General features: G+C 70.3%; 18 protein-coding genes. 6 read left to right on the forward strand and 12 right to left on the reverse strand.

The annotated features are described in order from the left end of the window. Positions 1-83: 83 nt before the first annotated feature. Positions 84-1,256: a pyridoxal-phosphate-dependent aminotransferase family protein gene (locus ACZ2G3_RS13265; protein ID WP_470396491.1), complete on the forward strand. Its 1,173-nt coding sequence runs from the start codon at positions 84-86 to the stop codon at positions 1,254-1,256. A gap of 74 nt (positions 1,257-1,330) precedes the next feature. Here the strand turns inward: ACZ2G3_RS13265 and copM are convergent, their stop codons facing one another. From copM to ACZ2G3_RS13280, 3 genes are all read right to left on the reverse strand, one after another. Next, positions 1,331-1,744, reverse strand: a complete 414-nt coding sequence (gene copM / locus ACZ2G3_RS13270) for a CopM family metallochaperone (protein WP_470396492.1) — start codon at positions 1,742-1,744, stop codon at positions 1,331-1,333. Positions 1,745-1,819: 75 nt separating this feature from the next. Next, the gene (gene rsmD / locus ACZ2G3_RS13275; protein ID WP_470396494.1) at positions 1,820-2,392 is read right to left on the reverse strand and encodes a 16S rRNA (guanine(966)-N(2))-methyltransferase RsmD; all 573 of its coding nucleotides are present in this window, start codon (positions 2,390-2,392) and stop codon (positions 1,820-1,822) included. A gap of 79 nt (positions 2,393-2,471) precedes the next feature. Further along, positions 2,472-3,671, reverse strand: a complete 1,200-nt coding sequence (locus ACZ2G3_RS13280) for an NAD(P)/FAD-dependent oxidoreductase (protein ID WP_470396495.1) — start codon at positions 3,669-3,671, stop codon at positions 2,472-2,474. 87 nt (positions 3,672-3,758) lie between these two features. Here ACZ2G3_RS13280 and ACZ2G3_RS13285 point away from each other — a divergent pair, with 87 nt between their 5' ends. Further along, entirely contained in the window at positions 3,759-4,244 is a 486-nt protein-coding gene (locus ACZ2G3_RS13285; RefSeq protein WP_470396496.1) for a redoxin family protein, read from the forward strand. Between the two features lie 60 nt (positions 4,245-4,304). On the opposite strand, the gene ACZ2G3_RS13290 is transcribed toward ACZ2G3_RS13285, so the two are convergent. The 4 genes from ACZ2G3_RS13290 to ACZ2G3_RS13305 all read right to left on the reverse strand — a co-directional run bounded on the left by ACZ2G3_RS13290 (position 4,305) and on the right by ACZ2G3_RS13305 (position 10,241). Continuing rightward, the gene (locus tag ACZ2G3_RS13290; protein ID WP_470396498.1) at positions 4,305-5,438 is read right to left on the reverse strand and encodes a GNAT family N-acetyltransferase; all 1,134 of its coding nucleotides are present in this window, start codon (positions 5,436-5,438) and stop codon (positions 4,305-4,307) included. An 85-nt stretch (positions 5,439-5,523) separates the two neighbouring features. Continuing rightward, positions 5,524-6,288 (reverse strand): glycerophosphodiester phosphodiesterase family protein, encoded by a 765-nt coding sequence (locus ACZ2G3_RS13295; protein WP_470396499.1) that lies wholly within the window; start codon positions 6,286-6,288, stop codon positions 5,524-5,526. Then, positions 6,288-6,743 (reverse strand): RidA family protein, encoded by a 456-nt coding sequence (locus tag ACZ2G3_RS13300; RefSeq protein ID WP_470396500.1) that lies wholly within the window; start codon positions 6,741-6,743, stop codon positions 6,288-6,290. Before ACZ2G3_RS13300 ends, ACZ2G3_RS13295 begins: the two co-directional genes overlap by 1 nt. Before the next feature lie 48 nt (positions 6,744-6,791). Beyond that, positions 6,792-10,241, reverse strand: a complete 3,450-nt coding sequence (locus ACZ2G3_RS13305; RefSeq protein WP_470396502.1) for a chromosome segregation SMC family protein — start codon at positions 10,239-10,241, stop codon at positions 6,792-6,794. Positions 10,242-10,403: 162 nt separating this feature from the next. Here ACZ2G3_RS13305 and ACZ2G3_RS13310 point away from each other — a divergent pair, with 162 nt between their 5' ends. Together ACZ2G3_RS13310 and ACZ2G3_RS13315 are read left to right on the forward strand one after the other, a co-directional pair. Beyond that, a complete protein-coding gene (locus ACZ2G3_RS13310) occupies positions 10,404-10,784 on the forward strand; it encodes a CidA/LrgA family protein (RefSeq protein ID WP_470396503.1) in 381 nt (126 codons plus the stop codon). Next, positions 10,777-11,496: an LrgB family protein gene (locus ACZ2G3_RS13315; RefSeq protein WP_419270378.1), complete on the forward strand. Its 720-nt coding sequence runs from the start codon at positions 10,777-10,779 to the stop codon at positions 11,494-11,496. Before ACZ2G3_RS13310 ends, ACZ2G3_RS13315 begins: the two co-directional genes overlap by 8 nt. A 10-nt stretch (positions 11,497-11,506) precedes the next feature. On the opposite strand, the gene ACZ2G3_RS13320 is transcribed toward ACZ2G3_RS13315, so the two are convergent. The 4 genes from ACZ2G3_RS13320 to ACZ2G3_RS13335 are packed head-to-tail and all read right to left on the reverse strand — an operon-like array spanning position 11,507 to position 13,871. Continuing rightward, complete coding sequence (locus tag ACZ2G3_RS13320; RefSeq protein ID WP_419270380.1) at positions 11,507-11,983, reverse strand: MarR family winged helix-turn-helix transcriptional regulator; 477 nt, start codon at positions 11,981-11,983, stop codon at positions 11,507-11,509. Next, complete coding sequence (locus ACZ2G3_RS13325) at positions 11,958-12,842, reverse strand: carbon-nitrogen hydrolase family protein (RefSeq protein WP_470396504.1); 885 nt, start codon at positions 12,840-12,842, stop codon at positions 11,958-11,960. Before ACZ2G3_RS13325 ends, ACZ2G3_RS13320 begins: the two co-directional genes overlap by 26 nt. Beyond that, positions 12,842-13,105, reverse strand: coding sequence for a glutaredoxin 3 (gene grxC, locus ACZ2G3_RS13330; protein ID WP_419270384.1), 264 nt, complete (start codon positions 13,103-13,105; stop codon positions 12,842-12,844). The genes ACZ2G3_RS13325 and grxC overlap by 1 nt, the downstream gene beginning before the upstream one ends. A gap of 31 nt (positions 13,106-13,136) precedes the next feature. After that, entirely contained in the window at positions 13,137-13,871 is a 735-nt protein-coding gene (locus ACZ2G3_RS13335) for a ComF family protein (protein ID WP_470396505.1), read from the reverse strand. A gap of 31 nt (positions 13,872-13,902) precedes the next feature. Between ACZ2G3_RS13335 and ACZ2G3_RS13340 the strand changes: the two genes are divergently transcribed. After that, complete coding sequence (locus tag ACZ2G3_RS13340) at positions 13,903-14,742, forward strand: methyltransferase domain-containing protein (RefSeq protein ID WP_470396506.1); 840 nt, start codon at positions 13,903-13,905, stop codon at positions 14,740-14,742. Continuing rightward, entirely contained in the window at positions 14,739-15,779 is a 1,041-nt protein-coding gene (gene hemH, locus ACZ2G3_RS13345; protein ID WP_470396507.1) for a ferrochelatase, read from the forward strand. The genes ACZ2G3_RS13340 and hemH overlap by 4 nt, the downstream gene beginning before the upstream one ends. Before the next feature lie 33 nt (positions 15,780-15,812). Here hemH and ACZ2G3_RS13350 read toward each other — a convergent pair whose 3' ends face one another. After that, on the reverse strand, positions 15,813-16,430 hold the full coding sequence (locus ACZ2G3_RS13350) for a L,D-transpeptidase (RefSeq protein ID WP_470396508.1): 618 nt from the start codon (positions 16,428-16,430) through the stop codon (positions 15,813-15,815). Between the last annotated feature and the right edge of the window lie 17 nt (positions 16,431-16,447).

The raw sequence follows: 16,447 nt of genomic DNA on the forward strand, positions 1-16,447 counted from the left end.
ACAAGGCCGGCCCCCGCGCGGCAGCGGTTGACGTGACCCCGGGGGAAGCCTACCGATCTTGCACGATGTGAAGGATATCCCGCATGAGCCCTGCCACCGGCCACGAACTGATCGCCATTCCCGGCCCCTCGCCGGTCCCCGCCCGCGTGCTGAACGCCGCGCACCGGGCCTCTCCCGACATCTATGCGGAACCGCTGGCCCAGCTGAACCTGCAGGTCATGGCCCAGCTGAAGCGGCTGGCGGGCACGGCGCAGAACCTGGCGCCCTATATCGGCAACGGCCATGCCGGTTGGGAGGCCGCGGCCGCCAACATGTTCGACCGGGGCGACCTGGCGCTGGTGGTGACCTGCGGTCATTTCGGGCGCAGCTGGGCCGACACGCTGGAGGCCATGGGCGTCTATGTCGAGCGGCTGGATTTCGGCAACCTGCCCCCCGACGCGGCCCGCCTGGCCGAACGACTGGAGCGCGACCCGCAGCACCGGATCCGGGCGGTCCTGCTGTGCCAGACCGACACGGCCAGCACCACGACGGCCGACATTCCCGCCCTGCGGGCGGCGATGGGCGATCACCCGGCGCTGCTGGTGGTGGATGCGATCGCCTCCCTGGGCTGCGCGCCGATGCGGATGGATGAATGGGGCGTGGACGTGCTGATCTCGGCCAGCCAGAAGGGGATGATGTGCCTGCCGGGAACGGCCTTCGTCTGGTTCTCGGATCGCGCGGCGGCGCGCGGCCGGACGGGGCTGACGACGCCCTACTGGGACTGGCACCAGAGGGCGGGGGCCGAGGCGCTGTGGCGCTTCTGGGGCGGCACGCCGCCGGTGCAGCAGATCTATGCCCTTTCCGAGGCGCTGACGATGATCCTGGACGAGGAGGGGCTGGAGGCTGCCTGGCGCCGGCACGCGCGCCTGGCGCAGGCGGTCTGGGCGGCGGTCGATGCCTGGGGCGCGGGACATCCCGACATCCGCCTCTCGGTGGATCAGCCCGAGGCGCGCGCCGCCTCGGTGACCGCGGTGACCCTGCCCCGGGCCGATGCCCTGCGGGCCTGGGTCACGCGCGAATGCGGCGTGACCCTGGGCATTGGCTTGGGTGCCGCCGATCCGCAGGCGGCGCTGCGGATCGCGCATATGGGGCATTGCAACGCGGCGATGATCCTTGGCGCCCTTGGCGCGCTCGAGGCCGGCCTGACCGCGCTTGCCATGCCCCATGGCGCCGGAGCGCTGGAGGCGGCCGCGGCCCGCATCGCGCGAACCGACTGAGCCAAGCGCCCGGCAGGTGCTGCCGAGCCGGGCCGCCGAAGGCAGGCCCGGCGCCTCCGGACGCCGGTCGGGCGTTATTCCGCCGGGGCGTTGGCGGCCAGCCAGGCTTCCATCTGGGCGATCTCGGCCTCCTGCGCGATGATGATCGCTTCGGCCAAGGCGCGGATCTCGGGGTCCGTTCCATGCTCCAGCACGATGCGGGCCATGTCGATGGCGCCCTGATGGTGCGGGATCATGCCGCGCATGAAGTCCACGTCGGCGTCGCCCGAGGGCGCGATCATCATCGTCTCGTGCATCCGCGTCATGGCCTCGGCATAGGCCGCGCCTGCCGGATCGGCCGGGGCCGCGGTCTCTGCCTGGCTGACCGCCGCAGGCTCGGTACCATGTCCGTTATGGGTCGCGTGGTCCTGGGTCTGCGCCAGGCCCGGCAGGGCCAGTGCCAGCGCGACGGGGGCCGCAAGCAGCGCCGAGATGCGGAAAAGCTTCATGTCATCCTCCTTGTCTGAAGCCTGGAAATTGCCACGGTCCGCGACAGGTACAAGAGGATGCCGAACACTTCCCCGTCAGCTTGCGGTTCCGGGCGCACGGGCCAGCGTCACGACTGTGTCGCCATAGCTGCGCTGGTCCAGCAGCATGAAACCCGGCGGCAGCAGGGGCAGGCGCGATTCCTCCCAGACGACCACCGCACCGGGCGCCAGCCAGCCGCCTTGCAGGGCCGACGCCATCGCCGCCTCGCCCCTGGCCTGCCCATAGGGAGGATCAAGGAAGACGAGGTCATGGGGCACCCCGCGATGCGGACCAAGCCGCGTGGCGTCGCGACGCAGGTGCCGGGCCATGTCCTCGGCGCGGGCACGCTGGATGTTCTGGCGGATCAGCGCCGCGGCCCGGGCGCCGTCATCAACCAGGACAGCCTCCGCCGCCCCCCGCGACAGCGCCTCCAGTGCCAAGGCGCCGGTTCCCGCGAACAGGTCCAGCACCCGCGCGCCGGGCAGCGGGTTGCCGTGGCTGCCGTTGATCAGCAGGTTGAAGATCGCCTCGCGCACCCGGTCGGTGGTCGGGCGCAGATGGGCGGCGGCGTCGCCCTCCCCCAGTTCCGCCAGCTTCAGCCCGCGCATCCGGCCGCCCACGATCCTCATGATTGCGTCCCGCGACGGCAGGGGGCATCCCGCCCCACGCACCCCCCGGGGGGTATTTGCACAACAGAGAATGACCCGGTCACAGCAGCGCCTTGAGGTCGGGCGCGGTCGACAATTCCTCGGGGGACGGGCTGCGGCCGGCCTCGATCAGGCGCTTGCCGATCATGTAGGCGCGCGGATCGTTCAGCGCGTCCACGGCGATCAGCCGGTCCTGCCGGAAATACCAGACCGAACCCCCGTGATCGCCGGCGCCGGGGCGGGTCACGATCCGGTCATGGCCGGTGTTCAGCCCCGCCATCTGCAGCTTGGCCTCGAACTGGTCGGACCAGAACCAGGGCTTCGGCTCATAGGTCCGGCCCTGGCCCAGCATGTTGTCGGCCACACATTCCGCCATGTCGATCGCGCCGCCCACGCTTTCCAGTCGCAACTGCGTGCCTTGGTGCGGAAAGCTGGCGCAGTCGCCCGCGGCCCAGATGGCGGGATCCGAGGTCCGGCCCTGGGCATCCGTGGCGATACCGTTGTCCAGCGCCAGCCCCGCCTCCGCGGCAAGGTCCGTGCGGGGCAGGACCCCGATGCCCTGGATGACCAGGTCGGCCTCGATCTGCCGCCCCTCCGTCAGGGCCACGCCGGTCGCCTGATGATCGCCCGTGATCCGGCTGATGCCCGTCCCCTCCAGGATGGTGACGCCATGGGAGACATGCAGCGCCCGCACCATGTCGGCGGTCTGGAATGCCGCCACGCGGCCGAGGATGCGCGGGGCGGCCTCGATCACGGTCACCGAAAGGCCCAGCTTGCAGGCGACGGCCGCAGCCTCCAGCCCGATATAGCCGCCGCCGATCACCACCAGCCGGCGGCCGGGCTGCATCTGCGGCGCAAGGGCATCCACATCGGCCAAGTCGCGGATGACATGCGTGCCGGGCAGATCGCCCCCCATCGCGGCGGGCAGGCGGCGGGGCGCGGCCCCAAGGGTCAGCGCCAAGGCCTCATAGGCGTGCGTGCCCTTGTCGGTCGTCACGGTGCGGGCATCCCGGTCGATCCGCAACGCCGTTTCCGACAGGCGCAGGTCGATCTGTTGCCTCGTCCACCAGTCGGGCGCGCGCAGGATCAGCCGGTCAAGGCCCATCTGCCCCAGAAGGTAGGCCTTGGACAGGGGCGGCCGCTGATAGGGTGCCGCCGGTTCCGCACCGATGACGGTCAGCGGGCCGGAATGCCCCTGCGCCCGCAGCCTTGCCGCCATCGAGGCGGCTGCCTGGCCCGCCCCCAGGATCACGATGCGCATGCCCCTGCCCCCCTTCGCGGTTCTCTGGCCTGTTGTTCGGGCGCACCCTATAGTCGCCGCGAATCCGTTGCAATTCAGGAGATTCGAATGACCATCACCGCCGGAACCAAGCTGCCCGAAGGCCAGTTGCTGCGCGTGGGCGAAGGCGGCCCGGAGAGCGTGCCGACCAGCGAACTGATGCAGGGCCGCGTCGTCCTGTTCGGGCTGCCCGGCGCCTTCACCGGCACCTGCACCAATGCCCATATGCCCAGCTTCGTGCGCAGCGCGGACGCATTCCGCGAGAAGGGCGTCGACCGGATCGTCTGCGTCACCGTGAACGATCCCTTCGTCACCAAGGCCTGGGCCGAGCAGACCGGCGCCACCGATGCCGGGATCGAGGTCCTGGCCGATGCCGACGGCAAGGTGACGGCCGCGCTGGGACTGGACTTCGACGCGCCGCCGGTCGGCTTCTTCGGGCGCTGCAAGCGTTTTGCCGCGCTGGTCGAGGACGGCGTCTTCAAGACCATCGATGTCGAGGATTCGCCCGGCGCCTGCACCGTCAGCGCGGGCGAGGCGCTGCTGGAAAAGGTCTGACCCGACCCGCATCGGGGAACCGCTGGTGTCCCGGTGCGGACCGGCCCACGGGGCGGCTGTTCAGTCGCCCTTGCGGAACGGGGTCCAGTCGGCCAGCGCCTCGATCTCCTGCCCCATCGCGTCGCGCTCCTGCTCCAGATACTGCTCCAGCGCCCGCAGGAAGCCCGCATCCCGCACCCAGTGCAGCGAATGGATCGGAACCGGTTCATATCCGCGGGCCAGCTTGTGTTCGCCCTGCGCGCCCGCCTCGACGCGGGACAGGCCGTGGGTGATCGCGTGGTCGATCGCCTGGTGATAGCACAGCTCGAAATGCAGAAAGGCGTGGTCGGCCACGCAGCCCCAGTAGCGGCCATAGATCGCGTCGGGCCCCAGGAAGTTCAGCGCCCCGGCGATGGGCTCGCCCTCGGTCTCGGCCAGGACCAGCAGGATGTCGTCCTTCATCGTGTCGTGGATGCGGTCGAAAAAGCCGCGCGTCAGGTAGGGCTGGCCCCATTTGCGCGCACCGGTGTCCTGGTAGAACTCCCAGAAGGCATCCCAGTGATGCGGCTTCAGGTCGTCGCCGGTCAGGTGGCGGATAGTCCCGCCAAAGCCCTGGGCCCGGGCGCGTTCCTTGCGCAGGTCCTTGCGCTTGCGCGAGGACAGGGCACCCAGGAAATCGTCATAGCTGCCATAGCCGCGGTTCAGCCAGTGGAACTGCTGGGTCATGCGCGGCAGGAAACCCGCCGCCTCACCCAGGCTGCTTTCCGCGGCCGTGCAGAAGGTCACATGCGCCCCCGACAGGTCCAGCCGTTCCGTCACCTGCATCAGTCCGGCCAGCAGGGCGCCGCGGGCCTGGTCGTCGCGCGCCAGCAGGCGGTTCCCGGTCGCGGGGGTAAAGGGAACGGCACATTGCAGCTTGGGGTAATAGCGGCCGCCCGCGCGGGTATAGGCCTGCGCCCAGGCATGGTCGAAGATGTATTCGCCCTGGCTGTGCGACTTGGCATAAAGCGGTGCGGCCCCCACGATCCCCCCCTCCCGTTCCACGGTCAGGTGCAGCGGCTGCCAGCCGGTACCGGTCCCGACCGAAAGCGACTGCTCCAGCGCCAGCAGGAAGCGGTGCGAGGTGAAGGGATTGCCGTCGCCCAACCCGTCCCAGATCCGGGGGTCGATGGCGGCGATCGAGGGATGGGTCGTCAGGGTCAGCATGTCGCTCATGCCCGCAACATAGGGGCGAAGGAGCCGCTTGTCAGGGGCCGCAAGGTCGCGGGGCGCCGGGGCCGGCGTCCCGCCTTTCTTCGGCTTACCGCTGGGGCATCCATGCGCGATAGCCTTCGAACGTGACATTGTCCGCGATCCGACGGGCGGCCCGTTCCTCGGCCTCGCTGCGGATGGTCCAGCAGAGGATCGACACCCCCTGGGCGCGCAGGGCATCGACCCGCGGATTGTCCAGATCCGCCTTGTCATGCGAGATGAAGCTGGCCCCCGACGGGTCGAAGTCGTCGATGATGGCCAGCCCTTCGCGGCGGCCGGGCGGGACATGCGCCCAGTCATCGGCGCCAAAGGCGCAGGTGGTCAGGCCCACCGGGATATGCGGCGCAACCTGATGAAAGGCCGTGACCACGTGCGGGTTGAAGGACATGACCGCGACCGGCCCGCCGTAATCCCGCAGCGCCTCGGCCACGCGGCCGTGCAGGTTGCCGATGGCGGGGCCGCAGGACCCGTCCTGGTCCTTGATCTCGATCAGCAGCGGCACCCGGCCCGCCACCAGCTCCAGGAAATGGGCCAGGGTGGGGATGGATTCGTCGCTGCCCACCAGACGCAGATGCGCCAGGTCATCGGGCGCGGTCTCCGCGATCAGCCCTTCCTGCGCGGTCAGCCGCGACAGCTGATAGTCGTGAAAGACCATCGGCGTCCCGTCGCCCGCGGGCTGGATGTCGCATTCGATGCCATAGCCCGCCTCGATCGCGGCGCGGGCCGCGGCCAGGCTGTTCTCGGGCGCGCCCGGGCCGTGCAGGCCGCGATGCGCGATGGGCGTCGTCAGGAACCTGTCGGGCAGCGAGGGCATCAGCGGACCTCGAAGACGGCTTCGATCTCGACCGCGACACCAAAGGGCAGCGACGGGGCCGAGACGGCGGCGCGGGAATGGCGCCCGGCTTCGCCAAAGACCTCGACCATCAGGTCTGAACAGCCGTTGATGACCTTGGGCTGGTCGGTGAAGTCTGGGGGCGAGTTCACGAAGCCGGTCAGCTTGACCACCCGCGTCACGCGGTCCAGGTCGCCGATGGCCGATTTCAGCTGGGCGATCAGCGCGAGGCCGCAGCGGCGGGCCGCCGCCGCGCCCTCCTCGACGCTGGTGCCGTCGCCCAGCTTGCCGGTGATGAAGCCGTTCTCGTCCGCGCTGATCTGGCCCGAGATGAACACCAGGTTGCCGGTCTGGACAAAGGGGACATAGTTGGCGGCCGGCGCAGGGGCTGCCGGAAGCGTGATGCCCTTGTCGGCCAGGGTCTGTTCGATGCTCATGATGTCCTCGCTTGGGTTGGGTTTGGCGGGACCCTAGCGCGGGGCGTGTCAGGCGACCAGAGCCTCGGCGCGTTTCAGGTCCACGCTGACCAGCTGGCTGACGCCCTGCTCCACCATGGTCACGCCGAACAGGCGGTCCATGCGTGCCATCGTCACGGCATGGTGGGTGATGATCAGGAACCGCGTGTCGGTGCGCCGCGTCATCTCGTCCAGCAGGTCGCAAAAACGGCTGACATTGGCATCGTCCAGGGGCGCGTCGACCTCGTCCAGCACGCAGATGGGCGCGGGATTGGCCAGGAAGACCGCAAAGATCAGCGCCATCGCCGTCAGCGTCTGTTCGCCCCCCGACAGCAGCGACAGGGTCGACAGGCGCTTGCCCGGCGGCTGGCACATGATCTCCAGGCCCGCCTCCAGCGGATCGTCGGATTCGACCAGCACCAGCCGCGCCTCGCCACCCCCGAAAAGCGTCGTGAACAGCGTGGCAAAGTTGCCGTTCACCGTCTCGAAGGCCGCCAGCAGGCGCTCGCGCCCCTCGCGGTTCAGGCTGCCGATGCCGGCGCGCAGCTTGCGGATCGCCTCCTGCAGGTCGGTCTTTTCCGCGGCCAGCGTGTCGCGTTCGGTCTCCAGCGCGCGCTTGTCCTCCTCGGCGCGCAGGTTCACGGCGCCCAGGGCCTCGCGCGCGGCGCGCAGGCGGGCGACCTGATCCTCCAGCGCGTCGGCCGGGGCGGCCTGGTCGAATTCACCCAAGGCCGCGTGCAACTGGTCGGGCGTCTGCTCGGTCTCCTCCAGGATCCGGGCGCGGGACGCATCTTCGGCGGCCTCGGCGGCCTCGGCGCGAGCCTCGCGGGCGGCGCGCAACTCGCGCGCCTCGGAGGCCGCACGCTCGGCCTCGCGCTCGGCCAGGGCGGCGGCGCGGGCCGCCTCGTCCGCCGCGCCCAAGGCGTCACGGGCGCGGTCCAGGCGGGTGCCGGACTGCGCCTCGCGCTCGACCAGGGCGGCGCGCCGGTCGGCCAAGAGGGCAGGCTGGGCCTGCGCCTCGACCAGTTCGTCGCGCGCGGCATCGCGCCGGGCCGCCAGTTCCGAGGCGCGCGTGCCCGCCTGCTGCAGCCGCAGCCGCCAGCCCGATTCCTCCTTGGCGATCTCCTGCAGGCGCTTGACCCGGGCCGTCGCATCACGGCGCAGCTCCTCCAGTGCCGCGCGCCGGGTCATCGTGGCGATGCGCGCGGCCTCGACCCCTGTGCGGGCATGATCGACCGCCGCGGCCGCATCGGCGCGGTCGGGCAGCGCGGCCAGTTGCGCCTCGGCCTCGACCAATCGGGTGCGCGCATCGGCGGCGTCGGCCTGATGGCGCGCCAGTTCGCCGCGGGCGGATTCGGCCCGGCTGGCGGCCAGGGCCAGGTTCGATTCGGCGCGGGTGGCGGCCCGCGCGGCGTCCGACAGCAGACGCTCGGCCTCACGCCGCGCATCGCGGGCAGATTTCTCGACCTGCGCGGCCTCGGCCAAGGCGGCGCGGGCATCCTCATGCGCCTCGACTGCCCCGCCGGCGCGGGCCCGGGCCTCGTCGGACTGGCCGGTGATCCGGGCCAGTTCGTTCACCTTCTGCAGGTGCAGCGCGGCCGCAGACGAGGCCTCGCCTGCCATGACCCGCAGCCCGTCCCACCGGAACAGGTCTCCTTCCGGCGTCACCAGCCGCTGTCCGGGCCGCAGCCGGGGCTGCAGGGCGGCCCCTTGCCCGGCATCCAGCACAAGCCCGGTCTGCGACAGCCGCCGCGCCAGCGCATCGGGGCCTGCCACATGCGGCGCCAGCGGGCGCGCGCCCTCCGGCAGGGGTTGAGGCAGGTCCAGCGTCGGCAGGCTGTGCCAGCCTGATCCCGCCTCGGTCACCCCGGCACGCAGATCGTCCCCAAGTGCCGCGCCAAAGGCCACCTCGTAGCCCTGCGCCACCTGCACCTGATCCAGCAACGTGCTGCCGCCCGACCGGCCACGTTCGACCAGCCGGCGCAGGGCCGCCATCTCGGCGCCCAAGGCCGCGGCCTCGCCCTCGGCTTCGGAGCGCGCGGCCCGGGCGGCGCCCTCGCGGGTCTCTGCCTCGGCGCGCGCAACCTCGGCCCCGGCCAGTGCATTCTCGGCTCCCTCGACCCGCTCCCGGGCCTGGTCCTGGGCGGCATCGGCCTGGTCCAGCGCGGTGGCGGCGGCCTCTCCGGCCTCGTTGGCGCGGGTGACCGCCTCGGCGGCTTCGGCGGCCGAGCGCTCGGCCCGGTCGAACATCGCGCGCAGGTCGGTGGCAAGCCGCTCGGCCGACTGGTGGCGGGCGGCCAGCCGCGCCGATTCGTCCGTCAACTCGGCCAGCCGCGCCTCGACCTCGCGCAGCGCCTCGGCGGCCTCCTCGGCCCGGGCGGCGGCGGCGTCCAGGCGATCCTCGTGACCCTCACCTGCCTTGTCCAGCTCGGCCTTTTCCCAAGCCAGCCGCGCGACCACTTCGCCGGCATCGCGGTTCAGCGCCTCTTCCCGGTCGATGTCGCGGTCCAGCTGGGCGATCCTGGCCGCCAGGCCCCCGATGGCCGCGGCGGCGCGCGTCTCGGCCGCGTCCAGCGCCTCTCGCTCGACCGTCACGCGCGACAGGATGGCGGCTGCGACCTGCTCCTCTTCGCGCAGGTCCGGCAGGGCAGCCTCGGCCGCCTCGCGCCGGGCCCGCGCCTGCTCGGAGGCCGACCCGGCCTCGGCCGCCGCCCGGACTGCCGTGTTCAGCGCCGCACCCGCCGCCAGACGGGCCGCCTCGGCCTCGGCCCAGCGGCGATAGAGCAGCACCCCCTCGGCCAGCCGCAATGCGGCGCCGATCTCGCGGTATTTGGCGGCGGCGCGCGCTTGGCGGGCCAGCGCTGCCGCCTGCGCCGACAGCTGGTCCAGCGTGTCATCCACCCGCGTCAGGTTCGCCTCGGCGCCGTTCAGCTTCAGTTCCGCCTCATGGCGGCGCGCGTAAAGGCCCGAGATCCCGGCCGCCTCCTCCAGGATCCGGCGGCGGTTCTTGGGCTTGGCATTGATCAATTCGCTGATCTGCCCCTGCCGCACCAGCGCAGGCGAATGCGCGCCCGTCGAGGCATCCGCGAACAGCATCTGCACATCGCGGGCCCGCACATCCTTGCCGGCGATCTTGTAGGCGCTGCCCGCATCGCGGGTGATGCGGCGGGTGATGTCGAACTGGTCGTCGTCGTTGAAGCCCGCCGGCGCCAGGCGGGCGCGGTTGTCGATGGTCAGGGACACCTCGGCATGGGCACGGGCATTGCGGCGCGTCGTGCCGGCAAAGATCACGTCCTCCATCCCCTCGCCGCGCATGGCGGTCGGGCGGTTCTCGCCCATGACCCAGCGCAGCGCTTCCAGCAGGTTCGACTTGCCGCAGCCGTTGGGACCGACCACGCCCGTCAACCCCTCGCGGATGACCAGGTCGGTCGGGTCCACGAAGCTCTTGAAGCCGTTGAGGCGCAGGCGGTCAAAGCGCAAAGGGCAGGTCCGTCAGATTCGGGTCGATGGCCGATTGTCCCTGCCCTGCCTGCCCAAGTCAACCTTACCGCAAGATGTCGCGGAGCCGGCGCCATTGTCCACAAGATGCGGCGGCACGCAGGGGATCTGGCGCGACATCCTGTCCCGCGCTAGCGTGGCGGGATGATCCAGACGCTTGCCATCATCCTGGGCTTTCAGCTGGCCGGGGAAATCACCTCCCGCGCCCTGTCGCTGCCCCTGCCCGGCCCTGTGGTCGGGCTGATCGCGCTGGTCCTGGCCTGCATCCTGCGGCCGGCGCTGGCCACGCGCATCCGACCGACGGCGACCGGGCTGCTGTCGCACCTGTCGCTGTTCTTCGTGCCGGCGGGGGTGGGCATCGTGGCGCATTGGGACCTGCTGCGCATGCACGGGATCGGCCTTGCGGCCGCGCTGACGGGATCGACGCTGCTGGCCATCGCGGCGGGGGCCTGGGCCTTCACGCTGGTCGCCCGGCTGACCGGATCCGAGGAAACCGCCGCACTGAGAGACCAGGGACGTGAGTGACCCCGCCCTGATCTGGTCCTATCTGGCGCAGGGGCCGCTGCTGTGGCTGACCGCCACGCTGGTCGCCTATCTGGCGGGCGATGCCGCCTTTCGCGCCGCGAACCGCCAAAGCTGGGCCAACCCGGTCCTGGTCGCGGTGATCCTGCTGGCGGTGCTGCTGTGGGTCACCGAGACCGACTATGCGACCTATTTCGAGGGTGCGCAGTTCGTGCATTTCATGCTGGGACCGGCCACGGTCGCCTTGGCCCTGCCGCTCTATGACAACCTGCCCCGGGTGCGAAAGGCGGCGCTGCCGATGCTGGCGGGGCTGCTGGCGGGATCGGGGGTGGCGGTGCTGTCGGCGCTGGCGATCGCCCGCGCCTTCGGCATCGGCGGGCCGGTCCTGGCCTCGCTGGCGCCCAAGTCCACGACCGCGCCCGTAGCCATCGGCATCGCGGAATCGCTCGGCGGCCAGCCAACGCTGACGGCGGCGCTGGTGCTGCTGACCGGCATCTTCGGCGCGATCGTCGTGACGCCCCTGCTGAACATGCTGAAGATCCGCGACTGGCGCGCGCGCGGCTTTGCGGTGGGCGTTGCCGCGCATGGCATCGGCACGGCGCGGGCGTTTCAGGTCAATGCCACGGCGGGCGCGTTTTCGGGGATCGGCATGGGGCTGAACGCGGTGCTGACGGCGATCATCGCGCCGCTGGCGCTGCGCCTCTTCGGCGGCTAGGGGCCGCAGGTCAGCCTTGGGCGCCGCCCTCCAGCCGGTTGCGCAGCTCGCGCAGGACCGGCAGCGCACCGCGCACGCGGTCGGCGCCGATGTCGCGCACCACCCCTGCGATCAGAGGCATGAAGGCGGCCAGCGCCGTGTCGCGCGCCGCGCGGCCCGCCGGGCTGATCGACACGAACTTGCGCCGCGCATCGTCCCAGTCGGGCCGGATATGCACATGCCCCGCCCATTCCAGGCGCGACAGGGTGTTGGTCATCGCGCCGCGGGTGACGTGGAAGGCCTCGGCCAGTTGGGCGGGGGTCCGCTCCTCATTGACATGCGCCAGAAGGTTCAGGACCGAGAAATGCGAGATCTGCATGCCGCGGGGCAGCGCCTTGCTGATCAGGTTGCGGGACAGCTGTTCGGCGATCAGCACCTCGGCAAACAGGCTGGCCGCCAGCCTGTCGGTCGCCTTGGAGGGATCAATGTCGGTCGCGCGCGTGGTCATGGTCTTCCGGGGCCGCATAGGGCCGGTCAAGTGTCAAAGACGGAATGCGGGACCGTGCCCTGTCAACTGCCTGAAGGTCAAGCGAAACGATCGTGCATCCCGGTGTCGCACCCCCGTCTGCAAGAACCGTGCCCCAGGGGTCCACCACCAGGCTGTGGCCGTGGCTGCGGCGTGGCGGCCGATCGGGACTGTGCGGGCTGGGATGGATGCCGCATTGCGCGGGGGCCAGAACGAAGCAGCCGGTTTCGATGGCGCGGGCGCGCAGCAGCACCTGCCAATGCGCATCCCCCGTCACCGGATTGAAGGCCGAGGGCACCGTCAGGATGCGCGCGCCGGCCTGGGCCAACTGCCGATAAAGCTGGGGAAACCGCAGGTCATAGCAGATCGTCATGCCGATAGGCACATCGTCGACCCGGGACAGCACGGCGCGATCACCGGGGCGATAGGCCGCGCTTTCGCGATAGGATTCGGTATCGCTGATCATCACGTCGAACATGTGCAGCTTGTCATAGCGCGCGCGGATGTTCCCCTCAGGGTCGACCAGCAGGCTGCGATTGGCAAAACGCCCGTCAGGATCCCCCGTCGCCAACGCGAGAGAGCCGATCATCAGCCATATCCCCAGGTCGCGCGCCTCGGCCCGCAGGGCGGCCAGGGTCGGGTCCTCGGCCTCTGGGCGCAGCAGGCGGCGCTGCCGGTCGCGGTCGGGCGACAGCAGGTTCGTGGCCTCGGGCGTCAGGACCAGCCGGGCGCCGCGGCCCGCTGCCTCTTTGATCAGCGGGACGGTCTGCGCCAGGTTGGCCTGCGGGTCGTCGCCGACCGTCAGCTGGATCAGCCCGACGGTCTGCGAAGCGGGTGCCATCAGGCGGCGCCCTTCAGCAGCGGGTCCAGCTTGCCCACGCGGTCCAGGGCGTAAAGGTCGTCGCAGCCGCCGACATGCGTGCTGCCCACGAAGATCTGCGGCACGCTGCGCTTGCCGTTGGCGCGCTGCGTCATGGCCGAGCGCTTGGCCGGATCGGCGCCGACGTCGATTTCGGAATAGGACACGCCCTTCTGGTCCAGCAGCGACTTGGCGCGGATGCAGAACGGGCAGGTGCGGGTAGTATAGATCTCGATCGAGGGCATGGTCGTCCTTTCTGACGGGTGGTCACCCTATCTAGTGATCCTTGACCGCCCTTGCCAGAAGCGCGACCGAAACCGGTCCCGAACCCGCCGCCAGCAGCGCTGTCGCCGCCGCCGTGATGGTGGCCCCCGATGCCATGACATCGTCCACCAGCAGCACCGGCCGGCCCTGCACGCCCTCCCTCCGCCGCCGGCTGACCGCCAGCGCGCCCGCCTGGTTGGCAAAGCGGTCCTCCGCGCCCCGATGGTCCTGCGAAGGGGTGTGGCGCAGGCGCGTCAGCAGGTCGGCCTGGTGCGGCAGGTCCAGAAGCCGCGCCAGCCGGCCCGACACCTGCGCCGCCTGGTTGTATTTCCGCCGCATCAGCCGCCGCAGATGCAGCGGCACCGGCGCCACGACCATGTCGGGCTGCACCAGCGGGGCCGCGGCACGCGCCAGCCAGGCGGCCATCGGCGGCGCCAGGTCCAGCCGGTCGCCGTGCTTCAGCGCCAGGATCAGCTTGCGCCCGGTGCCGCCATAGACCATCGCCGCCCGGCCCCGCGACCAGGGACGGACCGCCACCAGGCAGTCGTCGCAGACCAGCACCTCGGCCCGGCCCGTGCCGTCGTCCGGCAGCGGCGCGCCGCAGCAGTCGCAGCAGGCCCCGGTGACAAAGCTGGCCTCTTTCCAGCAATCGGGACACAGGTGGATCGCGCCGGGGCCGCTGTCGGCCACCCCCGCCCCGCAGGACAGGCATTGCGGCGGATAGAGCAGCAGAAGCGCCGCTTTCATCGCCCCGGAAAGCATCCTATGTTCCAGCCCCATGACCCATCCCGCATCCGACCGCCCCGCCCTGACCGACCGCGACGCCCTGCTGCGCCAGCGCGACCGCGCCTGCCGCGGGGGGCTGGTGGACCTGTTCCACCAGATCGCCGCCGACGAGATCGAGGATAGGCTGGCAGAGGTTAACAGGAGCTTTACGGCCCCCGCCCTGGTGACGGGTTTCCCCGAAATCTGGGGCCCGCGCTTTCCGCAGGCGCGGGTCGTGGCGGACGCGCCGATGCTGGATTTGCAGCCAGGGGCGCATGACCTGGTGATCCACGCCATGTCGCTGCACTGGGCCGATGACCCGGTGGGGCAGATCGTGCAATGCCGCCGCGCCCTGCGCGAGGACGGGCTGTTCATCGGCGTCTGCTTTGGCAACCAGACCCTGGCCGAACTGCGCGCCGCCCTGGGCCAGGCCGAGGCCGAGATCCGCGGCGGGCTGTCGCCGCGCATCCTGCCCATGGGCGAGATCCGCGACTTGGGCGGGCTGTTGCATCGCGCGGGGCTTGCCCTGCCGGTCGCGGACCTGCTGCACCAGCGTGCCAGCTATCGCGACCTGCCTCACCTGGGCCGCGACCTGCGCGGCATGGGCGAAGGCAATGCCATGGCCGCCCGGCTGCGCCGTCCCACCGCGCGTGGGGTCATGGCCCGCGCGGCGCAGATCCTGGCCCTCCACCATCCCGACCGCGACGATCCGTCCCGTGTCGCCGTCACCTTCGATCTGGTCTTTCTGACGGGATGGGCCCCTTCGGACAGCCAGCCCAAACCGCTGCGGCCCGGCTCGGCGCGAACGCCGCTGGCCGACGCCTTGAACGACATCAGGAAAAAGCAACAATGAGACCGACCCACGCGCCCGCCGACCATCCCCGGATCCCGCCGGCCAAGACCGGCATCCTGATCGCCAACCTGGGCACGCCGGACGGCTATGACTACTGGTCGATGCGCCGCTATCTGAACGAGTTCCTGTCCGACCGCCGCGTCGTCGACGTGAACCGCCTGATCTGGCAGCCGCTGCTGCAGGGTGTGATCCTGACCAAGCGGCCCTTCAGTTCCGGCAAGAACTACAAGCTGATCTGGAACCACGAGGCGAACGAAAGCCCGCTGCTGACCATCACCAAGGCCCAGACCAAGGCGCTGGCGCAATTGGCACATGACGAATGGGGCGACCAGGTGATGGTCGATTTCTGCATGCGCTATGGCAACCCGTCGACTGGGGACGTGGTGCGGCGGATGGTCGATGCGGGCTGCCGGCGGATCGTGTTCCTGCCGCTTTATCCGCAATATGCGGGACCGACCTCGGCCACGGCCAATGACCAGCTGTTCCGCGTCCTGATGAAGGAGACCTGGCAGCCGGCCGTGCGCACCTGCGAGCCCTATGTCAGCCGCCCTGATTACATCAAGGCGCTGGCCGACAGCGTGCGGCGCGCGCTGGACGGCAAGGTTCCGAAAAAGCTGGTCGCCAGCTATCATGGGATGCCCAAGCGTTACCTGATGCAGGGCGACCCCTATCACTGCCAGTGCCAGAAGACCTCGCGCCTGCTGCGCGAGGAACTGGGCTGGCCCGAGGGGATCATCGACACGACCTTCCAGTCGGTCTTTGGCCGTGAGGAATGGCTGAAGCCCTATACCGTGGACCACGTGGCCGAGCTGGCCCGGCAGGGGCACACCGACATCGCGGTGATCTCTCCGGCCTTCTCGTCGGATTGCATCGAGACGCTGGAGGAGATCAATGGCGAGATCCGCGAAAGCTTCGAAGAAGCCGGGGGGCATGAATTCCAGTACATCCCCTGTCTGAACGACGATCCGGCCCATATCCAGGTGATGCTGAACGTGATCCGCGAGAATATCGGCGGTTGGGTCGAACCGCGCGTTTGACAGGGGAAAGGGGCCACAAGGCCCCCTTTTTCGTCACATCACCAGGACCTGCGTGCCGACCTCGGCCAGGCCGAACAGCTCGGCGATATGCTCGTTGTAAAGGCCGATGCAGCCGTTCGAGGATTTGCGCCCGATCTTGCGCGTGTCATGCGTGCCGTGGATGCGGTAGTACTGCCAGCTGAGCCACAGAGCATGGGTGCCAAGCGGATTGTCCGGCCCCGGCGGCACGAAATCCGGCCATTCGGGATTGCGCTTCTTCATTTCGGGCGTGGGCGCCCAGGACGGGCCCTCGACCTTCTTGATGATCTCGGTCCGGCCGGTGCGGATCAGATCCTCGCTGACCGGGATGGACGAGGGATAGACGCGATAGGTGTTGCCATCCTCGGACCAGTAATGGACCGCACGCGAGGTCAGGTCGCACAGGATCGCGCCATTGGTCAGGTTCTGGAAATGCGGACGCCAGTCCTGCATTCGGAAGCTGGAGATGTTGTGCTGGGGCCCGGTGTTGGCCGGGGCCGCGGGGGCGTCCATCGGCAGGCCCGTCGCGGGATCGATACCCTGGCCCAGCACCGGCAGGGCGGCGCCCGCAGCCCCAAGCGCCGCAGCCGCAGCCAGGAAGGTCCGGCGGTTGAAAGAAGGCGATCTGCTCATCGACACATGTCCTCGGT

Source organism: Paracoccus sp. KKT209, assembly GCF_055635455.1.